Source organism: Bartonella sp. B30(2025) (assembly GCF_053793825.1).
Genome location: NZ_CP200034.1, coordinates 652,478 through 664,878, shown reverse-complemented (window position 1 = coordinate 664,878; position 12,401 = coordinate 652,478). Strand labels below are relative to the sequence as shown.

Genomic DNA, 12,401 nt, shown 5'->3' with positions numbered 1-12,401 from the left:
GCGTGTTATGGTTGATTGTTTGGATGGTAAAGACATCCTGTTGGTTTTGTTTGATTATATGCTAGCGAGGAACTATACCGATAAAGTGTTGAGCAATAAGGGCAAATTTTTTCATCAGCTGCTCCCATATCAATAAAAATATGAGGATGATCAAATGGTTGCGTAGCTCCTACACACATAAATTCTTTTACGCCGATTTCAATTATTTTATATCCAAGGTCATTTTGAAAATGGGGTATGTTGTGATCAGCCATGGTGTAAAACTCCGAATAAATTGCCCAATAAGCCATGATTTGGATTCTGCATCTTTAATTTTATTAGTTTGTAATAAAGATCATTTTAATGCAAGATGCTTTTTAAGAGAACTAGCAAACAGAAAAGTTTCTAATTTTAAAAAATATCACATATTAACATGAAGTAAGACTGGTTATTAATGTGCTGTTACGCTAAGACATGATAAGATAACAGGACATAATATTTACTATAAAGGTTTTTAAATTATAAAGGAAAAATAGCAAAGATATATGAAACAGAAGATAACAGATCAGATTTGTGTGCCGGATATAACAATGCAGAATCCAGCACGGTTTGTTAATCGAGAATTTTCATGGTTGCAATTTAATAATCGTGTATTGATGCAAGCCGCGGATCCTAAATATCCGTTATTAGAACGCGTGCGATTTCTCTCAATTTCGGCAACTAATCTTGATGAATTTTTTATGGTTCGTGTTGCAGGAATTGTTGCTCAAGTTCGTGCTGGAATTATAGAATGTAGTGCGGATGGGCATACACCACAGGAGCAATTGGATTTTGTGTTAGCTGAAGTTGCTCATTTGCAAGCTCATCAACAACAGGAATTATGTGCATTACGCAATGAATTAAAAAAGAATCATATTGCAATTATAAATTGTGATGAGCTTTCCAAGACTGAAAAAATATGGCTTGAAGAATATTTCAATAATACCATTTTCCCTCTATTAACACCTGTGTCTGTTGATCCTTCTCATCCTTTTCCCTTTATTTCTAACTTAGGTCTTACCATAGCAGTTCATTTATTGCGGCGTGGTGAACAATATCCTGTGGTCATGCTGTTGCGTATTCCCACTACTTTAAAACGTTTTATTTTACTTCCTCAAAAAGGTAATAATTTCCGCTTTATCGCATTGGAGGATGTTGTCAGTCTTTTTATTCATCATTTATTTATTGCTGATGAAATTAGCGGTTTTGGGATATTCAGGGTTATTCGTGACAGCGATATTGAAATAGAGGAAGAGGCAGAGGATCTTGTTCATTTTTTTGAAACTGCTCTTAAAAGGCGTCGTCGGGGGCAGGTTATTCGAATTGAATTTGATGCAAAAATGCCTAGAAATTTGAGACAGTTTATCATAAGTGGACTTGCTATTCCTGAAAATTATGTCAGTATTTTAAACGGATTGTTAGCGCTTAATATGATATCAGAAATTACATCTGTTCCGCATGATGACTTAAAATTTGTTCCTTATTATCCTCGTTTTCCTGAATGTATTCGTGAACATGATGGTGATTGCTTTTCTGCCATCCGTGAAAAAGACATTCTGCTTCATCATCCTTATGAATCATTTGATGTTGTTGTTCAGTTTTTACGTCAAGCTGCTTGCGATCCTGATGTTCTTGAAATTAAACAAACTCTTTATCGCACATCGAATGATAGCCCAATTGTTAGTGCTTTAATTGAGGCTGCTGAACGGGGTAAATCAGTAACAGCTTTGGTAGAACTTAAAGCCCGCTTTGATGAAGAAGCTAACATTCGTTGGGCACGTGATCTGGAGCGTGCAGGTGTTCAAGTTGTTTTTGGTTTTATTGCATTAAAAACACACGCTAAGATGTCACTTGTGTTAAGGCGTGAAGAAAACCGCCTTTGCCCTTATGTTCACCTTGGAACTGGTAATTATCATCCAGTTAATGCTAAAGTTTATACTGATCTTTCTTTTTTTACTACTGATGATGATATTGGTCATGATGTTGCATTATTGTTCAAATATATCGCTCAATATGAACGTCCAAATGAAGAAATGAAGATTGCTTTTTCACCGTTAACATTGCGTAATCGTATTCTTAAAGATATAGAGAGAGAAATTACCAATGCTCAGAAAGGTCGGCGTGCGGCTATTTGGATGAAAGTTAATTCATTGGTTGATCCTGAAATTATTGATTCATTATATTGTGCCAGTCAAGCTGGTGTACAAATTGATCTGGTTGTACGTGGTATATGCTGTCTCCGTCCTGGTATTTTAGGGATTTCGGATAATATTCGCGTAAAATCAATAGTGGGGCGTTTTCTTGAGCATAGTCGTATTTTTTGTTTTGGTAATGGTGAAGATTTACCGAATGAAAATGCGCTTATTTATTTTGGATCTGCTGATATGATGCCTCGTAATCTTGATTATCGTATTGAAATATTGGTTCCAGTTTTTAATAAAGCGGTTCGACAGCAAATCCTTTTACAAATTATGTTGGCTAATATTATTGATAATCAGCAAAGTTTTGATATACTAAACGATGGTACATCAAGACGTATAACACCGAAAAGAGATAAAAGTCTTTTTAATGCGCAGGAGTATTTTATGACTAATGCAGGTTTTTCGGGGTGGGAAAAATCTTTTAAGTCTTCTATTTCACATTTGATCGCGCTGCATCGTCAGCAAATTACATTTCATGAAGACTGAAATCTAATGACATATATAGATGCTCAAGGTCGGCTAAAAGGGCTAAAGCCTGTTGCTGTGATTGATATTGGTTCAAATTCTGTTCGGCTTGTCGTTTATGAAGGGCTTGTGCGTTCGCCAACGGTTTTATTTAATGAAAAAATTTTTTGTTATCTAGGTCAAGGTGTTGCAAAAACTGGATTTTTAGAAGAAAATTCAATCAAAATGGCCCTGTTAACATTAAAGCGATTTCGTGCAATTTGTCGACAAATTGGAGCGGATGAAATTTATACTTTAGCAACAGCAGCAGCGCGAGAAGCTAAAAATGGGTCAGCATTTATTAAAAGTGCTGAAGATATTTTACAAAATAAAATAGATCTTCTTTCGGGAAGTGAAGAGGCTGCTTATTCAGCATATGGCGTTATTTCTACCTTTTATAAACCGAATGGATTTTCTGGTGATCTTGGGGGTGGAAGTTTAGAGCTTATTGATATTTGCGATTCTAATGTGGGTGAGGGGATAACTTTACCATTAGGTGGGTTGTGGTTGCAGTATATATCAAATCACAATATTGCTGTGGCAACAAAGATCGTGCAGAAGCATCTTTATAACTCATCCATTGTACATAAAGATGTTGCTCGTTGTTTTTATGCAATAGGAGGAACTTGGCGTAATTTAGCAAAACTCCATATGGTGACAAAACAGTATCCATTACCTGTTATGCATGGTTATGAAGTTGATGCAGTTGAGATGGGAAGCTTTTTGCAGCTTGTTGCTAATGGCAGTATTGATGATATGCAAGGAATTTCGGCCATTTCAAAAAATCGCCGCCAGCTTTTGTCTTACGGAGCAATTGTTCTCATTGAATTGATTCAGTGTATGCGGTTTGAAAAAATAGTTTTTTCTGGTGCTGGAGTTCGTGAGGGTTTTCTTTATACACGGTTACCACAAAAAATTCGTACTTCAGATCCTTTAATTGCTGCATGTGCAGAAATGGCGATTTTACGGGCACGCTCACCAAAACAAGCGGAAGAACTCATTGATTTTACTTCTAATGCGTTTGAATCTTTTGGAATTTCAGAAACTGAAAATGAACGGCGTTATCGTGAAGCTGCTTGTCTTCTTGCTGATATTGGTTGGCGCATACATCCAGATTATCGAGGGAATGAAGCTGCTAGTCGAATCGCGTTGGGATCTTATCCGGGAATTTCTCATGAAGGACGTATCTATGCTGCATTAGTTGTTTTTTTTCGTAATACAGGTTTGTTTGCGAACGAAGAAGAGTTAACTTTTTTTCAATTAGCAACTCAAAATGTCATCAAGAAAGCACGTGTCCTTGGTGGGATTATGCGCATTGCTAATCTTTTTAGCGCTTCTGTTGCAGGAATTTTACCTAATTTATCGTGGCAAAAAAAGTCTGATCATGTGATATTGCACATCCCTGTGCGTTATGTTGATTTAATAGGTGAACGCCCTCTTGAACGGTTGCAGCAATTATCAAAAATAATAAACACGCCTCTTGCTTTTGAAAGTTCATGATTTTTTCCAACATCTTAAGAAAAAATCTAAGATAACATTATGTTCAACATTATTGAAATGTTCAATATTATTGAAAAAACTCTAAATTTTTCCATTTTTTTGTACTTTTCAAACAAAACAAAATTTTCTTATCTTGCAGATGGAAAATTAAATTTTTCTCTTTAAATTTTTATTTTATGTTGAATAAAATATTTCTTTTATCATTTTTTTCATTATACCAGTTTTCAGATGTAAATAACTGGAATTGTTTGAAGTTAAAGTTTCTTGGGGGTTACTTGTCCGTTATCAAAACACAATCCTATTTCTCCATTTAGCATTTGTTCAGCTTTTTTACCAAATATTTCATAGCGCCATCCGTTCATAGCGGGAACATTTTGCTTTGTACGACTATTTACAATCTTTTCTAAATCACTGGAAGTTGCAATGATTTTAGGTGCAATACCGTTTTCATGAGCAACAAGCTTTAGTAAGACTTTGAGAAGATCAATTGCCGCAGTTGCCGTATCGCTAATAGGATTATGTTTAGGCAGAGTGGGCAAAGCCGAATTATCAACTGCTAACCCTTCGTGGATTGCTTCAATCAATGTTTGTGTAATTGATAACTTATCCCAGTTTTTATTAAGATTGCGTAAACATTTGAGTGCAGATTCGTCTTTTGGCTGTTGGATTGCAATTTCAATAAGACAATCATCTTTTATGATATGGCGACGGGGAATATTATGTCTTCGAGCTTCACGTTCACGCCAAGCAGCTATTTTTTGTAAGACGGCAAGCTCACGAGGTTTTCTAACTTTTCCTTTTACTTTTTTCCATGCTTCATCTTCTGGTATATCATAAATTTCTGGCGTTAATAGAATTTTTATTTCATCATCCATCCAGTGTGTGCGTTTGTTTTCTTCTAGCTGCTTTTTTAATATAAGATAAACATCTCTTAAATAAGTTACGTCAGCAAGGGCATAAGTCAGTTGCTTTTTAGAAAGAGGGCGGTCACTCCAATCTGTGAAACGGGATGATTTATCAAGGTGATGTCCTGTACAGCGTTGTACAATTTGATCATAGGCAATAGAATCACCAAATCCACAAATTGCTCCGGCTACTTGTGTATCGAAAAGAGGATAGGGAATGACACCACCAAGATGATAAATAATTTCGATATCTTGTCTTGCAGAGTGAAAGACTTTGACAACTTTTTTATCTGTCATTAAATCAAAAAAAATTTTTAAATCAATGTCTTTTGACAAAGGATCAATAAGAGCCGTAACATCTGGTGATGCAAGCTGGATTAAGCATAGTTGAGGCCAGAAGGTTGTTTCGCGAATAAATTCAGTATCGACGGTTACAAAATCAGAGGTACGTAACGCAGCAATAGCAATTTCAAGATCTTTTGTTTGTGTAATAAGCTTCATGATTTTATCTATCCAGAAATATCTTTTTTTGTATTTTTTTTTAATCTTTATTGTCATATCTTGACAAATGGCTGCGAAAAAGCGTTTGTAGCGCATGTGAAATTATAATTAAAGGTAAAAACTATGCACCGTTATCGCAGTCATAATTGCGCTGCTCTCCGTAAATGCGATGTAGGAATACAAGTGCGTCTTTCAGGGTGGGTTCACCGTGTTCGTGATCATGGCGGAATCCTTTTTATAGATTTGCGTGATCATTTTGGAATTACACAAATTGTTGCTGATCCAACTTCGCCAGCTTTTAAAACGATCGAAAAAGTACGTTCTGAATGGGTCATTTGTGTAGACGGAGAAGTGCGTGCACGTTCTGATGAAGTTATTAATAAGACGCTTCCAACAGGCGAGATTGAGATTTTTTTGAAAAAGGTAGAAATTCTTTCAAAAGCTGATGAGCTTCCTTTGCCTGTTTTTGGAGAACCTGACTATCCAGAAGATATTCGGCTGAAGTATCGTTTTCTTGATTTACGCCGAGAAACTATGCACAAAAATATCATGCGTCGCACTGAAATTATTTCTGCTATCAGGCGGTATATGCAAAATAATGGTTTTACGGAATTTACCACGCCACTTTTGACAGCATCATCACCCGAAGGGGCACGTGACTTTTTGGTCCCAAGCCGCATTCATCAGGGAAAATTTTATGCATTACCACAGGCACCTCAGCAATATAAACAATTATTGATGATGTCCGGTTTTGATCGTTATTTTCAAATTGCACCATGTTTTAGAGATGAGGATCCAAGAGCAGATCGTCTTCCAGGTGAATTTTATCAATTAGATGTTGAAATGAGTTTCATTGAACAAGAAGATGTTTTTGTGACAATGGAACCCATTATGCGTTCTATTTTTGAGGAATTTGCAAATGGAAAGCCTGTAACACAAAACTTCCCTCGTATTCCCTATGATGAAGCAATGCAAAAATATGGTTCTGATAAACCGGATTTGCGTAATCCTATTATTATGGAGGATGTTTCTCAACACTTTTATGGTTCTGGTTTTAAAGTTTTTGCTCAGATTTTAGCAAATGATGAGAATGCAAAAGTATGGGCCATTCCAGCTAAAACGGGTGGAAGTCGTGCTTTTTGTGATCGTATGAATGGATGGGCACAAAGCGAAGGACAACCGGGGCTCGGTTATATTTTTTGGCGTGAAGAAGACGGAAAATTTGAAGGAGCAGGTCCTATTGCCAAAAATATTGGAGAACAAAGGGTTGATGCTATTCGTATGCAACTTGGTCTTGAAAGTGGTGATGCTTGTTTTTTTGTTGCAGGAAATCCGAAGTCGTTTTTACCTTTTGCAGGCTCAGCGCGCACACGAATAGGAGAAGAATTAAATCTTATTGATCGAGAGCGTTTTTCTTTAGCGTGGATTATTGATTTCCCATTTTTTGAATGGAATGAAGAGGAGAAAAAGCTTGATTTTGCACATAATCCTTTTTCCATGCCCCAAGGAGGGAAAGACGCGCTTGATTGTCAAGATCCGCTTACTCTTAAAGCTTTTCAATATGATCTTGTTTGCAATGGTTATGAAATTGCATCAGGTGGAATTCGTAATCACTCTCCAGAAATGATGCTTAAGGTTTTCGAACTTGCTGGTCTTTCTAAAGAAGTGGTAGAGGATCGTTTTGGTGCTCTTTATCGTGCATTTCATTATGGAGCTCCACCCCATGGTGGTATGGCAGCGGGTGTTGATCGTATTGTTATGCTTTTACAGGGCGTAAAAAATTTACGTGAAATTGCTTTATTTCCTATGAATCAGCAAGCATTTGATCTCTTGATGGGTGCTCCATCTGATGTTTCTGCAGCACAATTGCACGATTTAGGAGTTCGAATTGCTCCTGCTCCAAAAAATAATTTATAAAATAATGTATATTAAGGCATTAATGTTATTTTTATATGCGATTAATGCCTTAAAATTATATCAGTAGATATATTGTTTATAACAAGTTTAAATTGTGTACTGATTTTAATTTCCAAGTATTGTAAAAATAGTGAGCATATATTAGTATTTATAAAAATAATATATTTTTTATAAATATTATATTATTTTTTGAGTTTAAATTTTATAATTTTAAAATTATTTATATTATTATAACTTTATAAACAAAATAATTACTTTATTTTTTTTATAATTTTTACTTTAAAAAATTAATTGGTATATCATTAAGATTAATATTTAAATAAGTGCACAAACTTTTCAAATTGATATAATTATTTATTCATGTTTTAATTACGATATTTGTTTTATAAATTTGATTTTTAACAAAATTACTCAAGTTTATAAAAAATTGCACTTGAGAAATTTTATAAAATAGCTACTCGTTATTTTGAAAATTATTTTCTTAATATTATGTCTGATAAAATGAATTTACCTTTTGATGAAGAACATATTAAATCAATAGAGTTACGTTCTGCTTTACAAGAGCGCTATTTATCTTATGCGCTTTCTACTATTACTCATCGTGCATTACCGGATGTGCGTGATGGATTAAAACCTGTACACCGACGTATTATTCATGCGATGCGTTTGCTCAAGCTTAATCCTGGACAATCTTATGCTAAATGTGCGCGAATTGTTGGTGATGTCATGGGTAAATTTCATCCTCATGGCGATGCATCTATTTATGATGCATTAGTACGCTTGGCTCAAAGTTTTGCAGTTCGTTATCCGTTGATTGATGGACAAGGTAATTTTGGTAATATTGATGGTGATAATGCCGCTGCTATGCGTTATACAGAAGCGCGTATGACTGAAGTGGCTGCATTGCTGCTTGAAGGTATTAATGAAGATGTTATTGATTTTCGTCCAACATATAATGAAGAAGGAGAAGAACCTGTTGTTTTACCTGGGGCTTTTCCTAATCTTTTAGCTAATGGGTCATCAGGCATTGCTGTTGGTATGGCAACGTCTATCCCACCGCATAATGTCGCTGAGTTATGTGATGCTGCACTGCGTTTAATAGCTTGTCCCGATATTAATGATGAAGAATTAAACCAGTTTGTTCTTGGTCCTGATTTTCCAACTGGCGGTGTTTTGGTTGAGCCTAAAGAGAGTATTGAAGAATCTTATCGTGTAGGGCGTGGTTTTTTTCGATTACGTTCGCGATGGCATCAAGAAGATGGCAATCGTGGCTCTTATGTGATTGTTGTTACTGAAATTCCTTATCAAGTTCAAAAATCGCGCCTTATTGAAAAAACAGCAGAATTGTTACTTGCTCGGCGACTACCAATGCTTGAAGATATTCGTGATGAATCAGCAGAAGATATCCGTATTGTACTTGTTCCTAAAAATCGTACGGTTGATCCTGAACTTCTCATGGAGTCTCTTTTTAAATTAACCGATTTCGAAATAAGATTTCCTCTCAATCTTAATGTTTTATCTTTGGGAAAAATACCGAATGTTCTTTCTTTACGTGGATGTTTGCAGCAATGGCTTGAACATCGTCAAGAAGTTCTTATCCGTCGTTCTAGTTATCGTCTTGAGGAAATTGATTGTCGGTTAGAAGTTTTACGGGGATACCTTGTTGCATATCTCAATCTTGATGAAGTGATCCAGATTATTCGTGAAGAAGATGAACCTAAAAAAAGATTGATAGATCGTTTTAAATTAACGGAAAATCAAGCTGAAGCTATTCTTAATATGCGGCTACGTTCTTTACGTAAGCTTGAAGAATTTGAAATTCGGAAGGAATTTGAAGCTTTGGAAACTGAAAAAGCAAAGTTACGGAGTTTATTAAATTCTGATACAGAACAATGGAAAACAATTTCAGAAGAAATAGTAAAAGTCCGTAAAATTTTTGGTCCAGAAACTTCTATAGGAAAAAGGCGTACAACGTTTGAAAATGCACCGAGATATGCTGTTGATGAAATTCATCAAGCAATGATTGAAAGAGAGCCAGTTACTATTATTATTTCTGAAAAAGGTTGGATGCGTGCTTTAAAAGGCCATTTAAACGATTATAAAACGCTTTCTTTTAAAGAAGGAGATTGTTTAAAGTTAGCATTTCCAGCGTTCACTACAGATAAGATTGTTATGGTCAGTATAGGTGGAAGAGCTTTTACTATTAATGCTAATATTCTGCCTGGAGGTCGAGGACATGGTGAACCAGTCCGTATTTTGGTTGATATGGATGATGGAGATGATATTTTTACGGCTTTTGTACACAATACGCATGAAAAACGGCTTTTGATTTCGTTTTACGGAAACGGTTTTATTATTCCTGAAACTGAGATAATTGCGAATACACGGAAAGGAAAGCAAATTATGAATGTGAAGTCTCCTGACAAGGTTGCGCTTTGCATTCCGGTAAATGGCGATTACGTTGCAATGGTTGGAGAAAATCGTAGGATGCTTGTTTTTTCCACTCTAGAAATACCAGAAATGAATCGTGGTAAAGGTGTACGTTTACAGCGATATAAAGATGGTGGTGTTTGCGACGCTAAAACTTTCAATTTATCAGAAGGGTTAACTTGGCAAGATACTGCAGAACGCAATTTTAATCGCCAAGTTGATGAACTTACGGAATGGATAGGGGCACGCGGCGGAGTGGGGCGCTTAGTGCCTAAAGGATTTCCAAAATCAGGAAAATTTATGAATTAGAATTACTGCATTACTCTTTATAATTTAATGATAAAGAGTAATGCGTTTTATTTAGTTTTATTGTATAATTTAAAGTTTTAAAAATCTTTTTTATAATGCCATTTATTTCGAATGATATTGCTTAAAAAGATGTCCACGCTCTGCATATAAAACAAGAAGTATTGCAATAAGGCTTAAGAAGAAAAATCCTGCTGAGTTAGGGACTGTTGTGTTGTCAAATTGTTCTGCGATTATAAAGGCAAGACTTGCTCCAATAGAGCTTTGAAAAAAACCAGATACAGCAGATGCAGTTCCTGCAATTTCTCCTAAAGGTTCAAGAGCAAGTGTATTAAAATTGGCCATCATGCCTCCGCATGCAAACATTAATGTGCAGTATAACAACATATACAAAGGAAAAGAAACAGCACCATTAGCAAAAATTGAACTGACAAGCCAAATACATGAAACAATGCAAAATAAGAGAAGCATAGTATGAGAAATACGCCGCATTCCAAGACGTACAACAAATAGAGAATTTAAAAAAGATGATAGGACTTCAAATGCTGCTCCAGTTGCAAAGGCGATAGGAAACCAAAATCCTAGATTATAGATTCCTTCATAAACTTGTTGCGACGTATTAATAGAAACAAAAATACATCCTAAGATAATAGAAGCAGCAAGTGTATAACAAAAGCTAAAGCGGTTACTTATAACAAGCCAAAAGTTATGCTTGACAGATGAAAAAGAAAGAGAGCGCTTCGTATGAAGTGTTTCAGGTAAACGGAAATAAATCCAAATCATTAATCCAAAACCAATAGCGGCCATGAACGCGAAAATAAGTTGCCAATATCCGAACAATAAAATGACCTGTCCTGTTGCTGGTCCAATCATTGGAGCGATGAGGAAAACCATCATAACGATAGATATGACTTCTGCCATTTTTCTACCACTATAAAGATCACGTATTATAGAAACTGTGAGTACACGTATAGCTGCTCCTCCACTCCCTTGTAAAATGCGTAAAATAAGCAATGTAGATAAATTAGATACAAATGCAGAACAAACCGCTGCAAATGAATAAAAGGCAAGACCAACAAGAATGAGTTTTCGTCGTCCGTAACGGTCACTTATAGGACCAAAAAATATTTGTGTAAGACCATAGCTGATAAGATAAAAAGAGATAATATAATGCTGATAATTGTCATCAATAACATGTAAATCCTCTAAAATTCTGGACATGGCAGGCAGCATAATATCAATCGCTATAGAGTTAATTATCATGAGCGCGCCAAGAAGAATTACAAACTCTTTATACCCAATTTTCTCTTTGATTGTATCTATGTGTTTTTGTTCATCGATTGAGTATGACATACACGCCCTTAAAAAATAAAAAGACCTAATTAAGTAAGGATCAATAAAAGTTTTAAAAAACTGAAATAATTTATGATTGACTATTAAAAGGAATATTTTTTTCTTTTAATAGGTTTTGCAATTCATTGCTTTGAAACATTTCTTTAATAATATCGCAACCCCCAACAAATTCTCCTTTAATGTAGAGTTGTGGAATTGTTGGCCAATTTGAATAATCTTTTATTCCTTGACGTAGTTCATTGGAAGTTAAAATATTAACTCCTTTATAATTTAATCCTAAATATTTAAGAATCTGAACGACTTGCCCAGAAAATCCACATTGCGGAGCTTCAGGAGTTCCTTTCATGAACAGTACGACATCATTTTCTTTAATTTCTTTATCAATAAAATCATGAGTATCAGTCATTTTTATTCCTTAATATTGCGGATTTTGAAATGTTGTGCATTCATACTGACATCATTTTTTTAACTGTATTCACAGAATGAATGCAAGGATAAACTTTAGAATTATTTTGGAATGCTTGTTTGAAGCGCTAAAGCATGTAATACATTTCCTACATTACCTTTAAGAGCATCATAAACCATTCTATGTTGCTGAACACGGCTTTTCCCTCGAAAACTTTCTGAAATCACTTCTGCTGCGTAATGTTCTCCATCTCCTGCAAGGTCATGAATTACCACTTTTGCATCAGGAATATTCTCACGAATAAGAGCTTCAATTGCATGAGCATCCATTGCCATGGTTATTTTCTCCATTTACTTACTA

9 protein-coding genes are annotated in these 12,401 nt (G+C 35.3%); 4 read left to right on the top strand and 5 right to left on the bottom strand.

Going from position 1 to position 12,401, the window contains the following annotated elements:
* Positions 1-5: 5 nt before the first annotated feature.
* A complete protein-coding gene (locus V4P55_RS02770; protein WP_455474910.1) occupies positions 6-254 on the bottom strand; it encodes a zinc-finger domain-containing protein in 249 nt (82 codons plus the stop codon).
* Between the two features lie 270 nt (positions 255-524).
* Here V4P55_RS02770 and V4P55_RS02765 point away from each other — a divergent pair, with 270 nt between their 5' ends.
* On the top strand, positions 525-2,705 hold the full coding sequence (locus V4P55_RS02765; protein ID WP_455474909.1) for an RNA degradosome polyphosphate kinase: 2,181 nt from the start codon (positions 525-527) through the stop codon (positions 2,703-2,705).
* 6 nt (positions 2,706-2,711) lie between these two features.
* On the top strand, positions 2,712-4,223 hold the full coding sequence (locus V4P55_RS02760; protein ID WP_455474908.1) for a Ppx/GppA family phosphatase: 1,512 nt from the start codon (positions 2,712-2,714) through the stop codon (positions 4,221-4,223).
* Between the two features lie 254 nt (positions 4,224-4,477).
* On the opposite strand, the gene rnd is transcribed toward V4P55_RS02760, so the two are convergent.
* Positions 4,478-5,632, bottom strand: coding sequence for a ribonuclease D (gene rnd / locus V4P55_RS02755; protein ID WP_455475111.1), 1,155 nt, complete (start codon positions 5,630-5,632; stop codon positions 4,478-4,480).
* 120 nt (positions 5,633-5,752) lie between these two features.
* On the opposite strand from rnd, the gene aspS reads away from it, so the two are divergent.
* Both aspS and parC read left to right on the top strand, forming a co-directional pair.
* Positions 5,753-7,546 carry an aspartate--tRNA ligase gene (aspS, locus tag V4P55_RS02750; RefSeq protein WP_455474907.1) on the top strand — a complete coding sequence of 598 codons (1,794 nt, stop codon included), beginning with the start codon at positions 5,753-5,755 and terminating at the stop codon, positions 7,544-7,546.
* Positions 7,547-8,035: 489 nt separating this feature from the next.
* Positions 8,036-10,285 (top strand): DNA topoisomerase IV subunit A, encoded by a 2,250-nt coding sequence (gene parC, locus V4P55_RS02745; protein ID WP_455474906.1) that lies wholly within the window; start codon positions 8,036-8,038, stop codon positions 10,283-10,285.
* 102 nt (positions 10,286-10,387) lie between these two features.
* Here parC and V4P55_RS02740 read toward each other — a convergent pair whose 3' ends face one another.
* The 3 genes from V4P55_RS02740 to V4P55_RS02730 form a co-directional block, all read right to left on the bottom strand.
* On the bottom strand, positions 10,388-11,635 hold the full coding sequence (locus V4P55_RS02740; RefSeq protein WP_455474905.1) for a multidrug effflux MFS transporter: 1,248 nt from the start codon (positions 11,633-11,635) through the stop codon (positions 10,388-10,390).
* A 70-nt stretch (positions 11,636-11,705) separates the two neighbouring features.
* Positions 11,706-12,041, bottom strand: coding sequence for a Grx4 family monothiol glutaredoxin (gene grxD, locus V4P55_RS02735; RefSeq protein WP_455474904.1), 336 nt, complete (start codon positions 12,039-12,041; stop codon positions 11,706-11,708).
* A 101-nt stretch (positions 12,042-12,142) separates the two neighbouring features.
* A complete protein-coding gene (locus tag V4P55_RS02730) occupies positions 12,143-12,376 on the bottom strand; it encodes a BolA/IbaG family iron-sulfur metabolism protein (RefSeq protein ID WP_455474903.1) in 234 nt (77 codons plus the stop codon).
* Positions 12,377-12,401 lie beyond the last annotated feature (25 nt).